This is a genomic window from Mycobacterium sp. 48b (assembly GCF_048282725.1).
Classification (GTDB): Bacteria; Actinomycetota; Actinomycetes; order Mycobacteriales; family Mycobacteriaceae; genus Mycobacterium.
This window is the reverse complement of sequence record NZ_JBLVUL010000001.1, coordinates 893,519-915,520: the sequence shown is the minus strand read 5'-3', so window position 1 is coordinate 915,520 and position 22,002 is coordinate 893,519. Positions and strand designations below refer to the sequence as shown.

At 67.5% G+C, this 22,002-nt stretch carries 20 protein-coding genes; 13 read left to right on the top strand and 7 right to left on the bottom strand.

The annotated features are described in order from the left end of the window. Positions 1-33: 33 nt before the first annotated feature. The gene (locus ACNQR1_RS04320; RefSeq protein ID WP_418044337.1) at positions 34-2,835 is read right to left on the bottom strand and encodes a helix-turn-helix transcriptional regulator; all 2,802 of its coding nucleotides are present in this window, start codon (positions 2,833-2,835) and stop codon (positions 34-36) included. Positions 2,836-3,152: 317 nt separating this feature from the next. Between ACNQR1_RS04320 and ACNQR1_RS04315 the strand changes: the two genes are divergently transcribed. Beyond that, a complete protein-coding gene (locus ACNQR1_RS04315; RefSeq protein WP_418044335.1) occupies positions 3,153-3,455 on the top strand; it encodes a hypothetical protein in 303 nt (100 codons plus the stop codon). Here ACNQR1_RS04315 and ACNQR1_RS04310 read toward each other — a convergent pair. Continuing rightward, a complete protein-coding gene (locus tag ACNQR1_RS04310) occupies positions 3,452-4,753 on the bottom strand; it encodes a carboxylesterase family protein (RefSeq protein WP_418044333.1) in 1,302 nt (433 codons plus the stop codon). The two genes, ACNQR1_RS04315 and ACNQR1_RS04310, sit on opposite strands and share 4 nt — an antisense overlap. A 70-nt stretch (positions 4,754-4,823) precedes the next feature. Here ACNQR1_RS04310 and ACNQR1_RS04305 point away from each other — a divergent pair, with 70 nt between their 5' ends. The 6 genes from ACNQR1_RS04305 (at position 4,824) to ACNQR1_RS04280 (ending at position 10,566) form a co-directional block, all read left to right on the top strand. After that, complete coding sequence (locus tag ACNQR1_RS04305; RefSeq protein WP_418044331.1) at positions 4,824-5,996, top strand: flavohemoglobin expression-modulating QEGLA motif protein; 1,173 nt, start codon at positions 4,824-4,826, stop codon at positions 5,994-5,996. Next, positions 5,993-6,985, top strand: a complete 993-nt coding sequence (locus ACNQR1_RS04300) for a hypothetical protein (RefSeq protein WP_418044329.1) — start codon at positions 5,993-5,995, stop codon at positions 6,983-6,985. The genes ACNQR1_RS04305 and ACNQR1_RS04300 overlap by 4 nt, the downstream gene beginning before the upstream one ends. 42 nt (positions 6,986-7,027) lie before the next feature. Then, entirely contained in the window at positions 7,028-7,396 is a 369-nt protein-coding gene (locus ACNQR1_RS04295; RefSeq protein WP_418044328.1) for a hypothetical protein, read from the top strand. 13 nt (positions 7,397-7,409) lie between these two features. Beyond that, positions 7,410-8,291: a tRNA glutamyl-Q(34) synthetase GluQRS gene (gluQRS, locus tag ACNQR1_RS04290; protein WP_418044326.1), complete on the top strand. Its 882-nt coding sequence runs from the start codon at positions 7,410-7,412 to the stop codon at positions 8,289-8,291. Positions 8,292-8,386: 95 nt separating this feature from the next. Beyond that, positions 8,387-9,805 carry an ABC transporter permease subunit gene (locus tag ACNQR1_RS04285; protein WP_418050271.1) on the top strand — a complete coding sequence of 473 codons (1,419 nt, stop codon included), beginning with the start codon at positions 8,387-8,389 and terminating at the stop codon, positions 9,803-9,805. After that, positions 9,802-10,566 carry an amino acid ABC transporter ATP-binding protein gene (locus ACNQR1_RS04280; RefSeq protein WP_418044324.1) on the top strand — a complete coding sequence of 255 codons (765 nt, stop codon included), beginning with the start codon at positions 9,802-9,804 and terminating at the stop codon, positions 10,564-10,566. The genes ACNQR1_RS04285 and ACNQR1_RS04280 overlap by 4 nt, the downstream gene beginning before the upstream one ends. Here ACNQR1_RS04280 and ACNQR1_RS04275 read toward each other — a convergent pair. The 3 genes from ACNQR1_RS04275 to ACNQR1_RS04265 form a co-directional block, all read right to left on the bottom strand. Then, a complete protein-coding gene (locus ACNQR1_RS04275; RefSeq protein ID WP_418044322.1) occupies positions 10,553-11,128 on the bottom strand; it encodes a TetR/AcrR family transcriptional regulator in 576 nt (191 codons plus the stop codon). The genes ACNQR1_RS04280 and ACNQR1_RS04275 overlap by 14 nt on opposite strands. Before the next feature lie 11 nt (positions 11,129-11,139). Continuing rightward, entirely contained in the window at positions 11,140-12,486 is a 1,347-nt protein-coding gene (hpnE, locus tag ACNQR1_RS04270; protein WP_418044320.1) for a hydroxysqualene dehydroxylase HpnE, read from the bottom strand. 61 nt (positions 12,487-12,547) lie between these two features. After that, on the bottom strand, positions 12,548-13,861 hold the full coding sequence (locus ACNQR1_RS04265; protein WP_418044318.1) for an acetyl-CoA hydrolase/transferase family protein: 1,314 nt from the start codon (positions 13,859-13,861) through the stop codon (positions 12,548-12,550). A 73-nt stretch (positions 13,862-13,934) separates the two neighbouring features. Here ACNQR1_RS04265 and ACNQR1_RS04260 point away from each other — a divergent pair, with 73 nt between their 5' ends. Beyond that, positions 13,935-15,143, top strand: a complete 1,209-nt coding sequence (locus ACNQR1_RS04260; RefSeq protein WP_418044316.1) for an MFS transporter — start codon at positions 13,935-13,937, stop codon at positions 15,141-15,143. A gap of 7 nt (positions 15,144-15,150) precedes the next feature. Here the strand turns inward: ACNQR1_RS04260 and tgt are convergent, their stop codons facing one another. Beyond that, positions 15,151-16,395: a tRNA guanosine(34) transglycosylase Tgt gene (gene tgt / locus ACNQR1_RS04255; protein ID WP_418044314.1), complete on the bottom strand. Its 1,245-nt coding sequence runs from the start codon at positions 16,393-16,395 to the stop codon at positions 15,151-15,153. Between the two features lie 78 nt (positions 16,396-16,473). Between tgt and ACNQR1_RS04250 the strand changes: the two genes are divergently transcribed. After that, positions 16,474-16,911, top strand: coding sequence for a lipoprotein LpqH (locus tag ACNQR1_RS04250; RefSeq protein ID WP_418044312.1), 438 nt, complete (start codon positions 16,474-16,476; stop codon positions 16,909-16,911). Here ACNQR1_RS04250 and ACNQR1_RS04245 read toward each other — a convergent pair. Beyond that, positions 16,898-17,821: a haloalkane dehalogenase gene (locus tag ACNQR1_RS04245; RefSeq protein WP_418044310.1), complete on the bottom strand. Its 924-nt coding sequence runs from the start codon at positions 17,819-17,821 to the stop codon at positions 16,898-16,900. The genes ACNQR1_RS04250 and ACNQR1_RS04245 overlap by 14 nt on opposite strands. Before the next feature lie 138 nt (positions 17,822-17,959). On the opposite strand from ACNQR1_RS04245, the gene ACNQR1_RS04240 reads away from it, so the two are divergent. The 4 genes from ACNQR1_RS04240 to ACNQR1_RS04225 all read left to right on the top strand — a co-directional run bounded on the left by ACNQR1_RS04240 (position 17,960) and on the right by ACNQR1_RS04225 (position 21,998). Beyond that, positions 17,960-18,454: a lipoprotein LpqH gene (locus ACNQR1_RS04240; RefSeq protein WP_418044308.1), complete on the top strand. Its 495-nt coding sequence runs from the start codon at positions 17,960-17,962 to the stop codon at positions 18,452-18,454. A gap of 106 nt (positions 18,455-18,560) precedes the next feature. Next, positions 18,561-19,913, top strand: a complete 1,353-nt coding sequence (locus ACNQR1_RS04235) for a PE-PPE domain-containing protein (protein WP_418044307.1) — start codon at positions 18,561-18,563, stop codon at positions 19,911-19,913. 23 nt (positions 19,914-19,936) lie between these two features. Then, positions 19,937-21,703: a penicillin-binding transpeptidase domain-containing protein gene (locus ACNQR1_RS04230; RefSeq protein ID WP_418044305.1), complete on the top strand. Its 1,767-nt coding sequence runs from the start codon at positions 19,937-19,939 to the stop codon at positions 21,701-21,703. A gap of 64 nt (positions 21,704-21,767) precedes the next feature. Continuing rightward, positions 21,768-21,998, top strand: coding sequence for a hypothetical protein (locus ACNQR1_RS04225; protein WP_418044303.1), 231 nt, complete (start codon positions 21,768-21,770; stop codon positions 21,996-21,998). Positions 21,999-22,002 lie beyond the last annotated feature (4 nt).

Genomic DNA, 22,002 nt, shown 5'->3' with positions numbered 1-22,002 from the left:
CCGTCAGGCTTGGGACCCTTGAAAACCCGTGGTTCAGCTGGTCCAAGACACGGATCGCAGCTGCCTGCGGGACCGGACACCGAGCTTGACGAAGACCTTGCGCAGGTGCCATTCGACCGTATGGGTGCTGATGAACAACTGCGCGCCGATCTCCTGATTGGTCAGCCCGTCACGAGCCAACTGGGCGATCTGAGCTTCCTGGGCCGTCAACACGTCACCTGAGGCCATCGGCTGTTTGCGCACCTTCTCCCCGGTGGCGGTCAGCTCACGCCGGGCCCGCTCGGCGAACCCGGTGGCGCCCATCTTGGTGAACATCTCGTAGGCGGCGTTGAGATGCTCGCGGGCACTGGTGCGTTGCTTCTGCCGACGTAACCATTCCCCGTAACGGAGATGGGTCCGCGCCAACTGCACCCCGATCCGAGTTCGGCTCAGGCGCTCGACTGACTCCTTGAACAAGACGTCGGCCTCGGTGTCATCGGCCACCAGTGCCCGGGCCGCGGCCAATACTCCCAGCCCCCAATCGCTTTCGCTGGACTCCGTACATATCTCCAATCGTCGCACCGCGTCCTCGGCGACATCCCGCTCGCCGACCCGCATCGCGGCCTCTGCCAGCTCGATCAGGGTCCAGCAGTAGAACCCGATGTCGTGGAATTCGCACGTCTGCTTTGCAGCTGTCAGGGCCTCCTCGTAGCGGCCCAAGCCGTTGTAGAGCACTGCGGCGGCGTAGCCGGCAGCCCCGAGCAGTCGGCCCTCGCCCTTTGCGGTCCCCTCGGCCATACCCGCCTCGATGAGGTCGCCGGCCTCGTCGAGATCGCCGCGCCAGGCAGCCAATTCCACCTTGTGGTACTTCATCGGACGGTGGCCGATCGCCTCCGAGATAGAGTCGGCCTCCTCCATAAGTCTTGCAGCTGCGACGAATTCGCCTTTATGCGTCTGGACCCCGGCCTGGTAGGCGATCGCCGGCGGCAGGATCGCCAGCGCGCCCGTGGCGCGCGCGTAGCCGATCATGTCGGTGGCCAGCCGGTCGACCAGCTCGTCGTCCCAGATCTCATGGGCAGCGGATTCGTGCACGATCGGGAAGGCCAATGCCAACCAGCGCAACGCCCGGCCGTCGTGCCGTCGGGTGTGTTCACTCCACAGCTCCAACGCGGTGCGCAGGGGTTCGGCCGCCGCGGGCAGTCCATCGGTGATCAGGTTCGCCATACCGATGAGGAGTAGATCGATGGGCCCGGACGGCGCCTCGACCCTTTCGACTGCGGCGCGCGCCGCCTCGGCGGCCACCACGAGGGCTTCCGGTTGGCTGCGCGAAGCGAACATCGCGGCGGCCAGCGCCTCGATGTAGGTCTCCCGGGCCAGCTCGTCGTCGAGGTTCTCCAGCCGTTTGGCCGCCTCGAGCAGCAGTGCTGCGGCATGACGAACCGGCGGTGCCCCGGGCAGACCGCCCCGGCTGCGGGTGAACTCCATCTGCGCGCGCAACCGGGCAACCTGGCCCCGCTGCAATTCGGTCAACGGGCTCAGTTCGGCCAGCGAGAGCAGCTCGTAGGCAGCCTCGGGCGCGGCCGCGTCCCGCTTGGCCGAAGCCGCCGCGATCGCCCGGGAACTGCGCAGGGCCGGATCCGCGGTCAGGACCGCCGCCCGCTCGAGGAAGGTGGCCGCGGCGGCGATCCCGCCCCGGCTCTGGGCCCGCCAGGCCGAGGCTTCCAGGTCTGCAGCCACCGCGTCGTCGGGACCGGCCGCCGCGTTGGCCGCGTGCCAGGCGCGGCGGTCTGGGTCGAGGTCGGGGTCGGTCGCAAGAGCCAAGGCGCGGTGTACTTCCCGGCGGTCGGCCACATCCGCCGCCCGGTAGGCCGCCGACCGGACCAGCGGGTGGTGAAACCGCATACGGGGGCCGAACTCGATCACCCCGGCGGCCTCGGCCGGGGCCAGCGCATCGATGCCGATCCCCAAATGCCCTGCGGCACGCGCGAACACCACCGGGTCACCGACCGGATCGGCCGCCGCGAGCAGCGCCAACTGCCGGGTGTCCGCGGGCAGCGACTGGATTCGGCGGACGAAGCCCTCCTCCACCTGCCCGACCGCTGGCCGCGTCCCGGCGATCCAGAAGCCGCCGGCCCGCTCGGCCGCCGAGACATTCCGCGGCACTTCCAGCAGCGCCAGCGGATTACCGCGGCTTTCGGCGATCAGCCGATCCCGGACCCGCTCGTCGAGCCGCCCCAGAACCACCGAGTCCAGGAGGTCCCTGGCATCGGTGTCCGACAAACCTTCGAGCCGCAATTCCGGCAGGCCGGGAAGGACGTCGACGCCGCTGCCGTCGCGATCGTCGCGGGCCGCGAACACCAAGACGACCGGTTCGGCCAGCAGCCGCCGCGCGACAAAACCCAGGGTCTGCACCGACACCTGATCGAGCCACTGCGCATCGTCGATCACACACAACAGTGGCTTCCTGCCGGCAGCGGCAGCCAACAGGGTGAGCACCGCCAGACCGACCAGAAACCGGTCCGGCACAGGGCCGACGCCACGGCCGAAGGCCACCGAGAGCGCGTCGCGCTGCGGTTCGGGGAGCTTGTCGAGATGATCCAGCAGCGGCGCGCACAGCTGATGCAATCCGGCGAAGGCCAGTTCCATGTCGGATTCGACGCCGGCCACCTGGGTCACCCGGAACCCCGGTGCGTGTTCGACGACGTAGTCGAGCAACGCCGTTTTCCCGACGCCCGCCTCGCCGCGCACCACCAGCACCGCGCTGCCGCCGGAACGGCCGCCCGACACCAATGCTCGAAGTGCCGCGCATTCGCTGACGCGGCCACGTAGAGACGGGACTGCGCCCATAATCGCCATCACACCACCGAGTCCGAATTTTGCCGAAACCTTATCAAGGGCACCTACGTTCGGCGCCCTCGTCAGGCTGCCCCAATGATTCGCCCGGGCGCGTGCGGAATCGGGGCCCGACGCCGCGCGGCGTCGAACGTCCGGATCCGGCCGACTACAGATATGCCGGTAACACTGAGCAAATTCCGTGCGATAGTTGGTTATCTGCGCCGCAACGCCGGATGGCGGCCTGTTTGCGCAGTTCGGTACCGAGCCGGAAGGCGGCAAGCATGTCTGGACCGGGCACTTTTTGCAAGAGCAAGCAAACTTTTCTCCGGTGGGCCGCGATGCCTGTCATGCTGGGCGCGTTCGTGTTGACCGCGCCGGAGGCGAATGCGATCCCGGAGGGCACCATCAAGGCCGAATGCAAAGACGCCGGCGGTACGTACAACACGTCGTCGGTCAACGGGCACCAGTACTCCAGCTGCGACTACAAGGACGTCGACGGTGGTTGGCACAGTGACCAGTACACCGACGGTGAGTACACGGGCACCATCGACATCGACAAGGGCGCTCCCCCGCCCACCGGCAAGACGTCTGCGGCACCGCTTCCTCCTGCGCCCGATCCGGGGATGGCACCGGCCCGCTAGCCGAACCGCAGCGTCGGCGCGGGCAGCGACTCGACTCCGCGGTGCGCGAATTGTGTCCAGCGAGTGCGCATTTCGGCGGCGAGCTGGTTGTCGATCGCCCGCTGCGGGCCGAGCATCGGTGCATCCGCCCAGGTCTGCGGCGAGCCGAACAGGAAGGGCAATTCCATGCAGTGGCAGGCGCCCAGCGGGGCACGGGCCGGTGTCCAGTCGAAGCGATAGGTGCCCACCCGGCCGCCGTGCGTGCGCCAGGCCGCGGCCAGGCGCTCGGCGGGGCCGGAGAACGCCTGCTTCGTGACCGTCTTCGAACCCGCCCGGACGGCCAGCCTGCCGAGGACCGGCACCCGGTTGAGCCTGGCCACCCGCGGGTCCATCGCCACGAACGGCGCCGCGTCGTCCTTGGTGTAGCCGATGAGCAGTTCGATGCGTCCCGCGGCGGCGGCGATGGCATCGGGTAGGTCTGCGGGTGCAGGCAGGGCGGCCCGGCCGAGCCGCGGTGCGAACGCGAGTCCACCCAGGAGGCCGAAGCCCTGCGCAGCGGCGACGGCGGCTGCTTCTGCGGCGAGCAGCTGTTCGATGCTGGCCTCGGCCGGATCTGCACCGGCCAGAGAGGTGGCCATCGCCGAGCCCATCGCCCGGGCCATGTCGTCGCGGCCGTCGTCCAGCTCCAGCGGGGCGCTCTGCAGGATCGCGCGGTGAAACAGCCCGTCGGCCTCGTCGGACAGCATCAGCGACCAGACGGAATGCGCGCCGGCCGACTGACCGAACGCGGTGACGTTGGCGGCGTCGCCGCCGAACGCGGCGATGTTGTCGTGCACCCAACGCAGCGCCAGGATCTGATCGCGCAGGCCCAGGTTGTCCTCGCCCGCCCCGGGCGGCGCCAGGTACCCGAAGATGCCGAGCCGGTAGCTGACGTTGACCACCACCACGTTGCCGGCCCGGGCCAGGGCACCGGCGTCGTATTTGGCCGACTCCCCGCTTCCCGCGACGTACGCACCGCCGTGGAACCACACCATGACCGGTAGCCGGTGCGCATCGGCCGGGGCCGTGACGGTCAGCACCAGACAGTTCTCGTTTGTCGACAGGCCCGCGAGTGCGTCGCCGGTCACCCAGCCCAGCCGCGACGGCCGCTGCGGGCAGGCCGGACCCGATCGGGTCGCGTCACGGACGCCCGACCAGGCCGGCGGGGGTCCGGCAGCCTCGAATCGTCTGGCGGCGCCGTAGCGCACCCCCCGCGCGCGCACCAGCCCGTCTTGATGGTCGACCTGGATCGTGCCGCCGGTGATTCTCCGCTCTGCCATTTCCTGAACGTTAGCGGGAAGAGCTTCGAACACCAGATTGACGGCATCGACAATTGGGTATCGATAGCAGGTGGGTCGAACTTCGCCCCTTGCGCAGGAAGTCTTGGACGTCGATGCACGCCTGACGGAGATCGAGCGCGAGCTCAACTTCCTGCTCAACGTCACTCCGATCAACGGAGCCGAGGCGTGGCGGGATTTCGCGCGCTCGGGGTTCGAGTCGGTACCCACCCTGCAGTCGAGACCGCTGGACTTCGACCCGGATCTGGTCAGACGCGACCTCTACGGAGTGGAGATCGAGGTGGTCGAGAACCCGGCGCTCAACTCCCTCTTCCGTGCGAAACGCGACGAGATCGCGCGGCAGGTCACTCTGATCGAGGACCGAGGCACGTCGCGGTTCCGGTACGGCGCGCTGCAGCTCTACGGAGAACCAGGTGACTCGCTGTGCACGACAGCTCGCTCACTGCTGGAGCTCATCGATCCGCCACCGATCACGTCGACCAGCGTCACCGCCATGGACTTCGCGCAAGCGGCACGTGCGGAACTGGAGTCGGCCTATCCGCAGTTTCCCGTAGCGGTCGAAGTGCGCGACGACGTCGCCGATCTGATGGTGTCGTTCGGGAGGCTATACATCCCTGCCACTGCCTCCTTCCGCGCGAACCGGGTACAGCCACTGATCCAGCACGAGGTGGGAACCCACGTGCTCACCTATCGCAACGGCGAAGCGCAGCCCTTGGGTCTCCTGGCCGTCGGGCTACCGCTGTACGAGGAGGCGCAGGAAGGACTGGCCGTGCTGGCCGAGTACGTCGTCGGCGGGCTCGATCCCCGACGCATGCGGGTCCTGGCTGCACGAGTCGAGGCGGCATCCATGATGCTGGCGCACGCAGATTTCATCGAGATCTTCAAACACCTGACCGACGTCCATGGCTTCGCACCCCGCACCGCGTGGTCGGTGACGAGCCGCGTGACATACGGCGGAGGCTCGACGAAGGACATCATCTATCTGCGCGGTATCGAACGAGTCCTCGGATACTTCGCCCAAGGCCGCAGCATCGATCCCCTACTCGTCGGGAAGCTCTCACTCGACCACGCGCCGCTCGTGGAGGAATTGATTCAGCACGGGATTCTCGAACCTCCGCGGGCGCGCCCACGCTGGCTGTCTGTGCCCGGGGCAGAAGTGCGGCTCGAGCGCATGCGTGGCGGGATGAGCGCCGCCGACCTACTCGAAATGGATGTGGCCGCATGAGGATTGCATTTCTGGTCAATCGCGCGGAGACCGAGGTCGACGAGTATGCGACCACCCGCCTCGCGAAGGCGGCCGCCCTGATGGGCCACGAGGTCTGGTACGTCGGGCTGAGCGACGTCAGTATCGGCGAACCCGACGGTGAGATCGGGGCGCATGCACGTCCCGGCATCGCCCGGGACAAGGACACTTTGACCGCGTTCGTCGATCGCATGAAGGAGAGTTCGGCCGAGCACATCCGCATGGACGAACTCGACGCCGTGTTTCTGAGGAACGACTCTGTCGAGGATCGACACGATCGGCCATGGGCCAGCAGCTTGGGTTCCATGTTCGGTCAGCTACTCGTCGCGCACGGCGTCACCGTCGTCAACGACCCGGCAGTGCTCATGCGTGCGGCGCTCAAGGTTTACCTCGACGAGTTCCCCGCGCAGATCCGGCCGCGATCCCTGGTGACGCAGAACGTGGACGACGTCCGAAACTTCATCTCCTCCGAAGGCCGGTCCATCATCAAACCGCTGTGCGGCGCGCAAGGGCGCAACGTGTTCATGATCGTCGGCGACGACGAGCCCAACCTGAACCAGATGATGGAGTCGGTGCTCGAAGACGGCTACATCTACGCCCAGGGATACGTCGACGGCGCAGAGAAGGGCGACATGCGGATCTTTCTGCTCGACGGAGAGCCCATCGAGGTAGACGGATATCCCTCCGCTTTCCGGCGGGTGCCGGACGGAAACGACCCGCGAGCCAACATCTGCAAGGGCGGCAGAGTTCAACCCGAAAAGGTCACCGACAAGCAGCGCGCGGTGATAGAAGCCATGCACGACAAACTCGCGCACGATGGGATGTTCTTCGTCGGCATCGACATGGTCGGCGACAAGGTCATCGAGATCAACGCCGAGAGCCCGGGCGGCCTGCAGGCGATGGAGCATCTGTACGGAGTCGACATCTGCCCGGCCGTGATCGAAGCGCTGGAGCGCCGGTGTAGTGCGTGAGTGGCGGGTTTACCGCCGCCCGCAGCCGGGCATGCCAACAGCATGTCTGTAACCGCATTTCAGGACCTGCCGCTGGCGGACCGGGGCCGGGAGTGGGACGGCGACGCCGCCGACAAACGGGTCCGCAAATGGGCCGACGCGCAGGACGAGCCCAACGAGAAGTACCGCGACGCGCATGTCTGGTACGACAAGGACAAAAAGGACAACTTCACCGCATACAAGCTGCTGATCGCCGACGTGGTCGGCGGCAAGCTCGAAGCCGTGCCCCGCGGTGTGATGGCCGCGGGCGGGATCATGGACGGCGCCCGCGGTGGGGTCGATCTCCCCAAAGACGACATCGACCGGGTGAAAAGCCACCTGGCGAAGTACTACGAGAAGATGGGCGAGACCGCGCCCTGGGACCGCGATTAGCTAGATTGCGGGCGTGAGCCTCACCCCCGCCGGGCGGTTCGCGCCGAGCCCGTCGGCCGACCTGCACATCGGTAACCTGCGCACCGCGGTGCTGGCCTGGTTGTTCGCCCGGTCCACCGGGCGGCGCTTCCTGCTGCGGGTCGAGGACCTCGATGACCGGACATTCCCCGAGGTCGGTGCGCGGCAGGTCTCCGATCTGGCCGCCATCGGATTGACCTGGGACGAGCCGGTGCAATGGCAGACCAGTCATCAGGACCGCTACGACGCGGTGATCGAACAGCTGCTGTCCGACGGCTCGTTGTACGAATGCTATTGCAGCCGAAAGGATATCGCCCAGGCTCCGCGGGCCCCACACGCTCCCGAGGGCGCGTACCCGGGCACCTGCCGGGACCTCACCGAGGCCGAGCGCTCGCAGCGCCGCGCCGAAATCGGCCGCCCGCCGGCCCTGCGGCTACGCACCGACACCTTCGTCGGCACCGTCACCGACCTGCTGCACGGCAGCTATACGGGAATCATCGACGACTTCGTGGTGCGCCGCGGTGACGGCGTGCCCGCCTACAACCTGGCCGTGGTGGTCGACGATGCCGCCGGCGGCATCGACCAGGTGGTGCGCGGCGACGATCTGTTGAGTTCATCCCCGCGCCAGGCGTATCTGGCCCGGGTGCTGGACTATCCGGAACCCGTCTACGCCCACGTTCCGCTGGTGCTCAACGAGGACGGTGCCCGGCTGGCCAAACGCGACGGCGCGGTCACGCTGGCCGAGATCGGCGTCGAGCGGGCCCTGCAGCAGATCAGTGCATCGCTGGGCTGGCCGGCACTGAGCCTCGACGGCATGCTGGACCGGTTCGACCCGGCGAGGCTGCCCCGGCATCCATGGATATATCAGGCGGGCTGAGCAGAAACCTGCAGAACCTCCCGCACCCCTGTTAGCGTCCGGCCGTGCGCTCCCGACGAATTCCGCTGCTGGGACTCCTCCTGATCGTCGCGGTAATGCTGGCCGCGTGCGGGCCGAAACCCGGCGATACCGACGATCCGCTGAAATCGGCCGGTGTGCTGCGGGTCGGCACCGAAGGTGTCTACTCGCCGTTCAGCTATCACGACACCGCCACCGGTCAGCTCGTCGGCTACGACGTCGACGTCGCCCGTGCGGTGGGCGACAAACTCGGTGTCAGAGTCGAATTCGTCGAAACACCATGGGATTCGATCTTTGCCGCGCTCGAGGCCAACCGGTTCGACGTGGTGGCCAACGAGGTCACGATCACGCCGGAACGGCAGGCCAAATACGACCTGTCCCAGCCGTACTCGGTCGGCGAGGGCGTCATCGTCACCCGCGCCGACGACGACTCGATCAAGTCCCTCGCGGATCTGAAGGGCAAGGTCGCCGCCGAGAACGCCACCAGCAACTGGTCGGAGATCGCCCGCAAGGCCGGCGCCCGGGTGGAGGCGGTCGAAGGGTTCACCCAGGCCATCAAGCTCCTCAACCAGGGCCGGGTCGATGTCGTGGTCAACGACAGCATCGCGGTCTACGCGTATCTGGCCGAGACCAACGACACGTCGGTGAAGATCGCGGGCACCGTCGGAGAGAAGAGCGAACAGGGCTTCGCCGCGCGCAAGGACAGCGGCCTGCTGCCCGAACTCAACGCCGCGCTCGACGAGTTGCGGGCCGACGGCACGCTGGCCACCATCTCGCAGCGCTACCTCAAGGCCAATGCGTCCGGGGCACCTGCGGAAGGTGCCCCGGCTGTCCGGTCGACCTGGCAACTCATCGCCGACAATCTGTGGCCACTGGCCAAAGCCGCTCTGACGATGACCATTCCGTTGACGATCATCAGCTTCGCCATCGGCCTGGTCATCGCACTGGCCGTGGCGCTGGCCCGGTTGTCGCCGAATGTGGTGCTGAGCAACATCGCCCGGTTCTACATCTCGATCATCCGCGGGACGCCGCTGCTGGTGCAGCTGTTCATCGTGTTCTTCGCGCTGCCCGAGTTCGGGGTGAAGATCGACCCGTTCCCCGCCGCGGTGATCGCCTTCAGTCTCAACGTCGGCGGCTATGCGGCTGAGATCATCCGCTCGGCGATCCAGAGCATCCCGAAGGGCCAGTGGGAGGCCGCCGAGACGATCGGGCTGAACTACACCGGAACCCTGCGGCGCATCGTCCTGCCGCAGGCCGCCCGGGTGGCGGTACCGCCGCTGTCGAACACGCTGATATCACTGGTCAAAGACACGTCTCTGGCCTCGACCATCCTGGTGACCGAGCTGCTGCGGCAGGCCCAGATCATCGCGGCGCCGACGTTCGAGTTCTTCGCCCTCTACGGCACCGCCGCGATCTATTACTGGGTGATCTGCCTGGTGCTGTCGTTCGGCCAGAGTCGCCTGGAACGCCGATTGGAAAGGCACGTTGCGCGATGACCACAGAACGCGAAGACCGGATCGTCGCCACCGATGTGCACAAGGCCTTCGGTGACTTCCAGGTGCTCAAGGGGGTGTCGTTCACCGTGCCGCGGGGCACCGCGACCACGGTGATCGGCCCGTCAGGTTCCGGGAAGACCACGCTGCTGCGCACCCTGAACGCGCTGGACGTCGCCGACTCCGGGGTGATCCGGGTGGGCGACACCGAACTGGATTTCTCCGAGCCGGTGCCCAAGGACCAGCTGCGCCGCTACCGGGCGCAGAGCGGGTTTGTGTTCCAATCCCACAACCTTTTTCCGCACAAGACCGTCCTGCAGAACGTCACCGAGGGCCCGCTGGTGGTGCAGAAGCGCCCACGCGAGGAGGTGCTCACCGAGGCCACCGAACTGCTGGGCCAGGTCGGCCTGGCCGACCAACGGGACAAATATCCCTACCAGCTCTCCGGCGGCCAACAGCAGCGCGTCGGCATCGCCCGGGCCCTGGCGCTGAAACCGAAGGTCGTACTGTTCGACGAGCCGACCTCGGCACTGGACCCGGAACTGGTCGGCGAGGTGCTCGCGGTGATCCGGGACCTGGCTGTCGAAGGCTGGACGCTGGTGATCGTCACGCACGAAATCCAGTTCGCCAGACAGGTTTCCGATCAGGTGCTGTTCACCGACCGCGGGGTGATCCTGGAGCAGGGGCCGCCCGCCGCGGTGATCGGCGACCCCAAGGAAGAACGCACCCGCCAGTTCCTGCAGCGGATCCTCAACCCGCTGTAGTCTTTCGCGCGGTGCCCACCGCCCACGCGACGAGCGAGCGCAGATGGGTCAGCACTTCCTCGTCCGGATGGCCCTGGGGGTCCTCCAGATGCAACCGGGCAAGTTCTTCTATGGCGGACAACAGGATTCGTACGGTCGTCCCGTCCGGGTCGATGTCCACGCCCGCCGCGCGGGACAACTGCCTGGCGCCGACCTTCCTGGCGTAGGTGCGGCCCAACTCGACGCGCTCACGTACCTGCGGGGGCACGCCGTCGGGCGGCCGCAAGATGATGCGCCAGCTCGTCGGCGCGGCCTGCAGGTAGTCGAGAATGCCGCGGCCGAGCTGCTCGGGATCGAGATCGGGCTGGTCCACCGTGCCCATTCCGGCGAACGCGATCGCCGACTCACGATCCAGCAGCGCGGTGGTGAGCCCGGCCAGGTCGGTGAACTGCTGGTAGACCACAGGCCTGGTGACACCCGATCGGCTCGCGACACGTTCGATGGTCAACTCCGGGTAGCCGCCGTCGGCGACGATATCGCGGGCGATGTCGAGCAATTGCGCCCGGCGCTCGGCGCCGGACATGCGGCGCTGGATCATTTCCGGCCCAGCAGCAGGTCCACGGCCCTGGCAGCGCTCTGCACCGCGCTCTCCATGGTGGCCGACCAGTCGGTGGCGGTCCAGTCGCCTGCCAGCACCAGGGTGGGCACCGAGGTCTCTTGCGGCGGCCGCAATGCATCCGTGCCCACAACCTGGGAGAACGTTGCCTTGGGCATCTTGACCACCTGTGCCTGAACGACTTTCGCGTCCCGCGCCGCCGGGTAGTACCGACGCAGCAGCGCCAGCTGCTCCTCGACGATCTCGTCGTTGCTCTTGTGGATCTGCTCGTAGGCGCCGCTGGTGGTCAGGCAGTACAGCCAGGCCCGGTCGGTGTTGCGGCCGTGCATGATCTGGCGGTCGAAGACCTCGTCGATCACCCCGGTTCCGCCGATCAGCCCCTCGAACGCCGATTCGGTACCCAACGGCCGGTCCAGATACAGGTTGGTGCTGACGATCGGGGTGTAGCCGAGTTTGTCTGCCGCGGCATAGATCTCGGGATGCTCGGGCAGATCGTCGAGCAGGCCGGCGATGTTCGAGTTGGGCACTGCGCAGACCACGGCGTCGGCGGGGATGTGCGAGCCGTCGGACAGCGTGATGCCGGTGACCCTGCCGTCGTCGATCACGATCTTTCGGGCCACCGAGCGGTAGCGGACATCGACCCCGCGCTCCTCGAAAACCCTCAACGCCCCGGCGATGTAGAGCGTGTCGAGATCCACCGTGGGGTAACCGATGGTGACCGGGGTGCGGTGTTTGACGCTGAGCCGGAAGCCGGTGGCCATCACGTTGGCGAACACCTTGGCCGATTCACGTGCCACCGGTTCGGCTGCGATCCCCAGTGCGAGCCAGTCCCACAACGCTTCTCGCGCCGGGGCGGGCATACCCACCCGATCGAACCACTGCTCGGTGCTCAGGTCCGCCAGGTCGGCCGGTTGATGCAACGCCTGCCAACCCAACCGCAGCGTGGCGCGGGCCGCTCGCAGCCGGTCGGCCACGCCTGCGTCGGGATGGACCCCGAACAGCGTGCGGATCGCGCCGAGGCCGGTCGTCTGCATGGTGGTGCTGCGTCCGTCGGGCCAGCGCAGTGTCGAACTCTTGGGAAATGCGATGAACTGCCGGGTGCCCACACTGGTGAGGTAGCGCCACAGGTGCTCATATCCGCTGGCCACCACATGCTGGCCGTTGTCGGGTGTGTCCTGCGCGATTTCGGCGCGCATCGCGTGAGTGCGCCCGCCGAGCTGACCGCGGCGTTCCAACAGGGTGACGCTCTTTCCGGCTTCGCTCAGCCACACCGCGGCGGCCAGGCCGGCCAGCCCGCCGCCGATCACCACGTAGCGCTCCCCCATGCTGCGACCCCTTCGTCGATCAACTTACAAACTGTAAGTTATCCGGTCGGCGGCGCGGGCGCTACAGAACGGGCGAACGGCCCTGCGCCGCGCGCCCGGCGGCGGCCAGCAGCTGGCCGCGGAACTCGGGATGGGCGATCGCGGCCAGCGCCTCGCCGCGCTCGCGGACCGTCTTACCCTCCAATTCGGCTGCGCCGTACTCGGTGACGATCACGTCCACCTGATGCCGCGGCGTCGTGACCACGGCGCCGGGGCCGAACCACGGCACGATCCGCGACTGCAGCACGCCGTCCTTCTCGAACGTGGAGGGCAGGCAGATCAACGAGCGGTCCGACAGCTCGAGACCGACGCCGGCGACGAAATCCTCGGCGCCGCCGATACCGCTGAACTGGTCGCCTGCGATGGTGTCGGCGACGACCTGACCCTGGACGTCGACCGCGAGCGCGCCGTTGATCGTGACCATGTCGTTGTTGGCACCGATCACCTCCGGCGCGTTGACGATCTCGACGGGGAGGAACGCGACGTCGGAATTGCCGTCGAGCCACGCGTAGAGGTCGGACGAGCCGAATGCGAAGGTCGTCACGCTCACACCGTCGTACAGGCCTTTGCCGAGATTGGTGACCTTGCCCGCACGGTGCAATTGCATACACCCGTCGGTGAACATCTCACTGTGCAGGCCGTACCCGCCCCCGTCGCCCTCGGCCAGCAGCGTGGCGATCTGGCTGGGAATCGAGCCGATACCCGTCTGCAGGGTCGCGCCGGGCCGGATGTATTCGACGGCATGCCTCGCGATCGCCCGGTCGACGTCGGTCGGCGATGCCGAGGGAAGCGCGAGCGGTGCGTCGGTCGAGTGCACGAGGATGTCGATCTCGTCGACGTGCAGCGCATGGCGATACCCGTCCAGCCCGAATGTCCGTGGATAGGCGTCGGAGGCCTCGACGACGAGCAACCGCTGCGGATCGGCGCCCGCGCGGCGCAATTCGCCGACGGTGGCACCCGCGTGCAGCGACAGCGAGCACCAGCCATCCGCGTCGGGAGTCGCCGCCACGGTCGTCATCACGCGCGGCGCCTGACGCTCGAGCAACGGGGCGAACCGACGGAAATCCGCGGGCGCGAACTCCACGTCGGCGCCCATATCCCGCAAGATCCGCTCGAAGGGACCGAAGAAGCCGGACAGGTAACGGACACCCGGCCGGGCGAACAGTTCGGTCCCGACTCCGAGCAGTGCGCCGTAGACACGCAGGTCCGTCCAATCCGTGCGCTCCCCGAGTGCGCGCAGGAATGCCGGCGGCTGGCCGGGCCCAAGCGGGATCCCGAGTGTGTCGGCGGTCGCCAGGCGCGCAGCGGCCTGTTCGGCGGTGAGCTCTTCCGGCATGGCGTCACTCTCCCACACCGCATGGTCCGATTTCCGCCAGCACGCTGACCTGGCCGCTCATAGCGTCACCAGCATGACAGCGCAGCCTCAAATGACCCGAATCACCGTGTGGTTCATGGCGATTGCCGCCGCCCTCGGCACTGCCGCGATCTATCCACTGCAACCTGCGGTGTCCGATGTCGCCGGCAGTCTTGACACCTCGGTCGCCCACGTCGGTATCGCGCTGGCATGCGGTCCCATCGGCTATCTGACGGGGCTCGCGGTGCTCGTACCGCTGGTCGACCGATTCCCGCCCAATCGCGTACTCGCCGCGCAGTTCGGCGCGTTGGCCGTGGCGTTGGCAACCAACGCCGCCGCAGGCACCCTGTGGATTCTGGGGCTCACCATCGGGGTGATCGGCGCCTGTTCGACGGTCGGCGCCCAGTTGAGTTCGACAACCGCACGTTTCGTCCCCGACGGCAGTCGGGCCACCGCACTCGGAATTGTGACGGCGGGTATCTCGGCCGGGATCATCGGCGGCCGCATCGTCGGTGGTTGGCTGACGGAAGTGGTGGGGTGGCGGGCGGGCTTGCTCGGGTTCGCACTCGCGTGCCTCGTCGTCGCACTGGTCGCATCACGGACCCTGCCCACCACAGCTGGTTCTTCCACGCACAGCTATCTGGAGACGCTCCGTGGACTGCCCGGCCTGTACCTGCGATTCCCGGTGTTGCGCATCGCCGCGGTCCGCGGCGCGCTGTGGTTCTTCTCGTTCTGCGCGGTGTGGGCCGGCCTCGCTGTCGCGCTGGCACAGCCGCCGTACTCCTATTCGGCCGAACGGATCGGCCTCTACGCCCTTGCCGGTCTTCTGGGCATTGTCGCCACGCGCATCGCAGGCGTGTGGACCGACCGGGTCGGCGCACGCCGGGTCATGGTGATCGGACTGCTCATCGCCGCCCTCGGCGCGATCGTTCTTGCCGGCTGCCTGTCGAACACCGTTGTCACCCTCGTCTGCCTGGCCGTGTTCGACGCCGGACTGTTCGCCGCCCAAGTGGCCAATCAGAGCACGGTTCTGACCATCGATCCCGCCGCACCGGCACGGTTCAACAGCGCTTACATGGTGGTCTACTTCGTGGGCGGCAGCCTGGGCACCGCATTCGGCGCGGCCGCTGTCGGGTGGCTGGGCTGGCCCGCGACCGCAGCCGTCACCGCCGCCGCGATCGCTGTCGCGCTACTGCTCAGCGCCACCGACCGTCACGCCAGAGTGGCTGCCGTCGCCGAATGCCACGCCAGCGTGACAAAGTGAGGGCCGGTCAGTTGACGGGCACCCCGTAGTACCGGCCGAGCACATGTGCCCGCAGCTCGTCGAACTCACCGGCCACGATCGATGCCCGGATCTGGTCGACCAGCCGGATCACGAACCGCTCGTTGTGGATCGTGCACAGCGTCGCCGACAGCATCTCCTTGGCCTTGAACAGATGCCGGATATAGGCGCGCGAGTAATTGGCGCAGGTGTAGCAATCACATTCGGCGTCGATCGGGGTGAAGTCCCGCTTGTACCTGGCCCCGGTGATGTTGAACCGCCCGGTCGCCGAGTACACCGCCGCATTTCGCGCCACCCGCGACGGCGATACGCAGTCGAAGGTGTCGGCTCCGGCGGCCACGGCGTCGAACAGGTCATCGGGCTCGCTGATCCCGAGCAGATGCCGGGGCTTGTCCGCGGGCAGCTCGCTGCTGACCCAGCCGACGATGGTGGCCAGGTTCTGTTTCTCCAGCGCGCCGCCGATGCCGTAGCCGTTGAAGCTCAGTCCCTCGGCGGGCCCGGCTTCCTGCCCGATCGAGGCCAGGCCGCGCGCGGCCTGGCGGCGCAGATCCTCGTACTGGGCGCCCTGCACCACGCCGAACAGCGCCTGCCGGGGCCGCTCCGGTGAGAGTCCCTGCAGCCGGTGGTGCTCGGCCAGGCACCGCACCGCCCACTCATGGGTGCGTTGCACCGAACTTTCCTGGTAGGCGCGGGTGTTGACGAGCGTGGTGAGCTCGTCGAACGCGAAGATGATGTCGGCGCCGAGTTTGTTCTGGATGCCGATCGAGATCTCCGGGGTGAACCGGTGCTTGGAACCGTCCAGATGGGAGCGGAACGTGACGCCGTCGTCGTCCACGACGGCCAGCCGTTCCTTGCCCTTGGCGATGATGTCGTCGGTCTGCAGCCGCTCGGTGTCCATGGCCAGGACCTTCTTGAACCCGACGCCCAGCGACATCACCTGGAAGCCGCCGCTGTCGGTGAAGGTCGGACCGGGCCAGTTCATGAATGCCCCGAGTCCGCCGGCCTCGGCCACGACGTCCGGGCCCGGTTGCAGGTACAGGTGGTACGCATTGGCCAGGACGGCCTGGGCGCCAAGCTGTTTCATGGTCTCGGGAAGCACCGATTTGACGGTGGCCGCGGTGCCGACAGCGATGAACGCCGGGGTGTGGATATCGCCGTGCGGAGTGTGAATGGTCCCGACCCGGCCGCGTCGGCCGGGCAACTCGGCCTCCACGGTGAAATACGGCTGGTCCACACCACGTATTCAACCGGATGCGCGTCCGATTTCCGTCATGGGGGCGGACGCGACCATACTGCGGACGTGAATTTGGTCATGAGCCGCCCCATTGTCATTGCCACCGGATTTGCCGTGTGTCTGGCCGCTGTCGCCGGATGCTCGTCGCAGGAATCGGGTTCGTCCACGAAGTCCGGCCAGGGTCGGGCGACCTTCGGTCCCAACGACGTGGGCCCCGTCACCAGCGTCAGCTGCGAGACCAAGGACGGACTGACCACGATCGGCATCGAGGGCAAGATGCCGGCCTCCGTGGTGCTGACCGACGGCGAGGCCCCCGAGGTGCAGTCGGTGAACATCGGCGACGTCAACGGCGAGGGCGCTTCGCTGACCTATCTCTCCGGCCTGTCCGGCGCACCGGTCGTGGCCGCGCGCGACGGCAAGGGCTACACGATCACCGGCACCGGCATGGGCATCGACCCCAACGAGCCGGGCACGCCGGTGGACATGCCGTTCGACATCGCGGTCACCTGCCCGTAGGCACACGGTCGGCGAGGAACTCGACGATCGCCTCGGCGAGTTCCTCGCCGGCATCCTCCTGCAGGAAATGGCCGGCATCGCCGATCACCGGATGGTCGATCCCCTGCGCGCCACGCATCTCCCGCTTGAAGATGGGCGCCATGCCGCCGGTGATCGGATCGCTGTCGCTGAAAGCCACCAGCATCGGAGTCTGACTGGCTGACAAGACCTTCCATGCCGACCGGTTGGCTGCCGAGGCCGGATCATCGGGGCCCGTGGGCACCAGACCCGGCATCGCGCGCGGACCCGCGCAGTAGGAGTCGTCGGGGAACGGCGCATCGTAGGCCGCGCGGACCTCGTCGCTGACCGGGCGGCGGCAACCCGAGGCGACGAACCTGCCGACGTCGATCGTGGGCAGGTTCTGGATGGCCGTGCGGAACTGCCACCAGATCTCGGGCATCGGAATGTCGCCGGTCGGCAGCCCCGTGTTCGCCGCGACGATATGAGCGAACCGGTCCGGATGTTCGGCAGCCAGGCGCAACCCGATCAGTCCGCCCCAGTCCTGACCGACCAACGTCGCCCGCCGCAGATCGAGGACGTCGAACGCGAGCGCGCGCATCCACTCGACGTGCCGCGCATAACTGTGGTCCTCGATGCGGGCGGGTTTGTCCGACCGGCCGAAGCCGACCAGGTCCGGACAGACCACCCGATGCCCGGCCGCGGCCAGGATCGGGATCATCCGCCGGTAGAGAAAAGACCAGGATGGTTCCCCATGCAACAACAGGATCGGGTCGGCATCCAGCGGTCCGGCTTGCACCCAGGCCATCCGCAGCCGGCCACCGTCGCCGTCGTCGACATCGGAATACTCTGGCGAGTAAGGAAATTCGGGCAACTCACCGAAGCAGGCATCGGGCGTGCGCAGTATCTGCATGACGCCGAACATACGAGCGCACCGTCACCGCTACGAACAATTCGCCCAAATCCGCGCCCACGACCTGCACCAACCCCAATACTTCTGCCTGACAGTCCGCCACTTGCGACGGGCTGCACAACCGTGAGGAGAGCAGTGGTGAAGCGTGAGTTCCTGGTAGCCGTAGGCGGCGCCGCGATCGTCATCGCAGGCCTGTCTGGCTGTTCGTCGAGCGACAAGAAAGACTCCGACACGAAGGCCACCGCGTCGGCGTCCGCGTCGGCCTCGGTCGAGTCCGGCGACGCCAAGGCGACAACCGGCTCGGGCACCGCCCGGGTCACCATCGACGGCAAGGAGCAGCAGCTCGAAGGCACGGTCGTGTGCGCCACGGTCGCAGGCAACGTCACCCTCACGGTGGGACAGGGCATGTCCGGGGTCAGCGCCACCCTCGGCGAGGGCGACAAGCCGTCGGTGACCGCTGTGGCCCTGGGCAACATCGACGGCGTGAGCCTCGGCTACACCCCCGGAGTGCCCGGCGGCAGCGCCGAAGCCACCAAGGATGGCAACAAATACACGATCAAGGGCGACGCGACCGGTGTGGACGGAATGAACCCGGTGACCAAGTCTTTCGAGCTCGAAGTCGCCTGCCCGTAACAAAAAGCTGACATCTAGCAAATAACTGGCATAGTGTGGGCCCGGACTGAACCCGGGCCCACACTCCGTTCTCAGTCACTTTGCATCGGACGACCGGAGGTGCGCCGTGGCCGATCACCGCAAGCGAGCGCGTTCATCCGCTGCCGCCGTGGCCGGAGCCACCGCAGGCATGGCGGCGGTGCTCACCTTCGGGCATGTCGCCGACGCACTGGCCGCCACCCTGCCGGGCACCGTCGCCGTGGTCGGCGTGGGCGGGAAAGACGACACCCTGGGTGCGCGGATCCCGGACAAATTCGGCGGCAATTACGTGCCGTACAACGGCGGGTACGCCGGGCCTGCGGATGACCGGTACTACCCGGTCCACTATTCGGCCACCCTGCCCATCGACACCAGTGTGGCCGACGGTCGTCAACCGTTGATCGACCAGGTCGAAGCCGCCCGTACCGGGGTGGGTGCGGGCGGGACGGTCTACATCGTCAGTTACTCCGAGGGAACCATCGTCGCCGAGAAGTACAAGCGTGAACTCGACGCCCAGGGCGGCGAAGGCACCGGCACGCTGAAATTCGTGTACATCGCGGCGCCGACCGTTCCCAACGGCGGCATCTACGCCCGCTTCCCGGATCTGGGGCCGCTCGGACTCCTCGGGTTCACCAGCACCGGCGCCGCCGAACAGTCGCCGTACGACGAAACCTTCATCACCATCGAGTACGACCCCGTCGGTGACTTCCCGGCCTATGCCAACCCGCTGTCGCTGGCCAACGCCGCCGCCGGGTTCATCTACCTGCACGGCGATCCCACCCCGGACGCGGCCGACCTCAACGATCCGGACGCGATCATCGTGACACCGGTGAGCACGACCGGTGGCGGCACGGACACCTACATTCTGGTCAAGACCGAGCACCTGCCGTTGCTGCAGCCGTTCCGCGACTTCTCCACCGCCCTCAACGCCACCGCGTTCACCGAACCGGTGCTCGGCGCGATCGAGCCGACGCTCAAGCTCGCCGTCGACATGGGCTACACGGACCGGGACTACTCCGATCCCGCCACGCCGACCCGCTTCTCGCTTATCACCCCGCCGAAACGCGTCATCGAAACCGTGAACGCTCTGCCCGGGGCCATCCAGGAAGGTGCCGACAACTTCAAGGACGGATTGCCTTCCACCGCATCACCTTCTACGACGTCGGGGCCCACCGAGCGAAACGCGGTGAACAAGGACGTCCCGAAGATCGCCCCCAAGCTCGCCCCCAAGATCGTCGAACCGAAGGACGAGACGACCGACGAGGCCGACGTCCCCAAGAAGCCGGTCAAGCGCACCCCGGCACAACGCCGCGACGACGTGCGTAACGCCGTGTCGGACGTGGCGAAGAACGTCAGGAACTCGTTCAAGCCGAAGCCCAAGCGCGAGGCCAAGCCCGAACACGAGTCGGACCGCGGGGCAGACACCGACAAGGCCGCCTGACTCGCTGATGTCATGCTGGGGGTATGACTCGATGGCGCGCCTTGCTCTTGCTGCTGTGCCTGTTTCTCCCGATCGTGGGATGTTCCTCGTCGCCCGACCCGGCTGACCGCTTCGCCGCCTTCGCCGACGCCCTGCAGCGCAAAGATGCCGGCGCAGCAGCCGCACAGACCACCGATCCTGCCGCCGCCGAGCCGGCGATCAAGTCGATGTTCGACGGCATGGGCGATGCCGCCTCGGTCAAGGTCGGCGCCGAACCCGAGGACGGCGACGAGGCCGGCGCGGTACTGAAGTATCAGTGGTCCTGGGGTGAGGGCCACGACTTCGGCTATGACGCCACCGGCACCGCAACCAAAGCCGGCGACGACTGGCGTATCTCCTGGACGCCGACCCTGCTGCACCCGGATCTACGGGACGGCTTGAGGTTTCAGTACAGCACCGACAGCGATCTGCAGACCCCGGTGCTGGACCGGACCGGTCAGCCGTTGATGACGTGGCAGACCGTCGGTGTGATCACCCTGGACCGCGCTCATCTGGATTCGGCCGCCCCGCTCGCCGCGCTGCTGGTCCCCTTCGATGCCACCACCACGGCGGAATCCATCGGCGCACAGTTCGCGTCGAACAACGATGACCGGGTGACGGTGATGAAACTGCGCGAGGACGACCTCACCTCGGTGCGTGATCAGCTCACCCGGGTTCCCGGTGTCACGGTGGCCGAGCAGGGCGACCTGCTGACTGCCGACCGCCAGTTGTCCTCACCCGCCATCGGCGGCCTGTCCCAGCTGTGGCACGACCGGATCACCAAGGCCGCAGGGTGGTCGGTCTATCTGGTCGACAAGGATGGCGCGGCCGCCCAACGGCTGACCTCCCGGCCACCCGCACCCACCGACCCGATGCGCACCACCCTGGACTTGCGGCTGCAGTTGCTCGCCCAACAGGCAGTGGCCCAGGAGACCCGGCCCGCCGTGGTGGTCGCGATCTCCGGTTCGACCGGCGGCATCCTGGCGGCCGCGCAGAACACCGCCGCAGATCCGCAAGGCGCCATTGCCTTTTCGGGTCTCTACCCACCGGGGTCGACGTTCAAGACCATCACCACCGCTGCCGCACTGGAAGCCAACCTGGCGACCCCGGAGACCCCGGTGGCCTGCCCCGGCCGGTTGACGATCGAGAACCGCACCATCCCCAACGACGACGACTTCGACCTGGGCACAGTGCCGTTGGCGTCGGCGTTCTCCCATTCGTGCAACACCAGCATGGCGGCGCTGTCGGACAAGCTGCCCGCCGATGCGCTGACCAAGACCGCCCGCGCGTTCGGCATCGGAGTGGACTTCACCATCCCGGGGCTCACCACGGTGACCGGCCGGGTTCCCAACGCGGACACCGCGGCCCAGCGGGTGGAGAACGGTATCGGCCAGGGCACCGTGACGGTCAGCCCGTTCGGTCTCGCGGTCGCCGAGGCCAGCCTGGCGCACGGGTCGACGATCCTGCCCAGCCTGGTCGACGGCGACAAGGTGACCGCCGATACCCCCTCGGAGACACTGCCGGCCGGCGTCACCGCAGCGCTGCGGGACATGATGCGCAAGACCGTGACCGAGGGCACCGCAAGCCAATTGAGCGACATCCCCGATCTCGGCGGCAAGACCGGAACCGCCGAGTTCGGCGACAACACGCACTCGCACGGGTGGTTCGCCGGGATCGCAGGCGACATCGCGTTCGCCACCCTGGTGGTGGGCGGTGACTCGTCGGCGCCCGCAGTGAAGATCTCGGGAGATTTCCTGCGGGCTACCGGCTAGCCCTACCTGCGAGATGGGTGTCAGCAGCGACGACACCGAGCTGCCTGGGCGACAGGATCGAGGCATGAACAACCCGATGAAGTTCGTCGCCACCGCACTTGCCGCCGCCGCGATCGGTGGGGCGGTCGCCTTGGCCCCGGTCGCCGCAGCCGCCCCTGCACCCACACCGATGAGCGGCACCGACCCCCTGGTCCCCTACGGCACGAATCCCTATCTGCCCTACCCCCAGGGCTACGTCGATTCCAACCATGACGAGGTCTACACCACGAACGGCAGTGTGGAACTCCCGTTCTGAGGCC